This window comes from Treponema sp. R6D11 (genome assembly GCF_054786075.1).
Genome location: NZ_BDHD01000460.1, coordinates 1 through 991, shown reverse-complemented (window position 1 = coordinate 991; position 991 = coordinate 1). Strand labels below are relative to the sequence as shown.

Genomic DNA, 991 nt, shown 5'->3' with positions numbered 1-991 from the left:
GGCGAAGCATTTACAGTAACTGTAACCAGTTCAGGTACAATGACCAAAATCGATGGAACCATTCCCCTTGACGACAACACAACGGCAACGGCCCCTGGCACGTTAACTCCGCAGGGGAACAATCAGGGCGGCAAAGAGCCCAATCCCGTAGCGAACACCACGTGGAAAGCTGAGATAGATGTCGGTCCAGATAATAGTGTCGGCCATGTTTCGGCTACTATTAGCTTTGGAACCAACACCTTTACATATGAGGAAAAATATTCCACTGGCGGGGGTGAGAGTACGAGTGGAACATACACTGTATCGGGTAATAACGGGATTTGTACTGACAGTGATGGCGGTGTACATACTTTTATAATCAGAAGTAATGGTCTAGCGTTAGTAATAGGCGGCAGTGAGTATTTATTTACCAGAGTAAAGTAAGGCAAGGTCTGTCCGCAAAGTAACCGACTTTGTGGACAGACACTATTTAGAAGTTCCCTTTTGTAAGGTTTTGTTAAGCTCTTGCAAGCATCTGTCAAAATGAATAGATTTATTACAGGAGCCAGTAATGGAAACCGCGCAAACCTACAATGAAAAACCCACCCCCGAAACAATCTGGGCAATTTTGCGGGAAGTCGCCGAGCGGCAGAAAGAAACCGACCGCATAATGAAAGAAAACGCCGAACGGCTTGACAAACAACTTGGCAAACTGGGCAACCGTTTCGGCGAAATGGTCGAGTATATGGTCATGCCTAATTTACTGACCAAGTTCCAGGATCTTGGCTTTGTGTTTACCGAGGCTTACCCTCATTCAGTTATTAAGGATGTGGAACACGGCATATCCACGGAAATAGACATCACCTTAAAAAATGGCGACAAGGTAATGATAGTCGAAGTGAAATCAAAGCCGACCACCGAGGACATCGCCGAGCACGTCGAACGGATGAGGAAAGTCCGAGCCCACGAGACTAAGGCGAATCTCGTATGCCGTCTTCTGCTTGAAAAAAAA

2 protein-coding genes are annotated in these 991 nt (G+C 46.3%); both read left to right on the top strand.

Translation table 11 applies throughout. The annotated features are described in order from the left end of the window. On the top strand, window positions 1–423 hold a 423-nt coding region (locus ACYVTD_RS13965; RefSeq protein ID WP_461248331.1), incomplete at its 5' end, for a hypothetical protein. A gap of 127 nt (window positions 424–550) precedes the next feature. After that, window positions 551–991: hypothetical protein (locus tag ACYVTD_RS13960; protein WP_461248330.1), on the top strand; the 441-nt coding region annotated here is incomplete at its 3' end.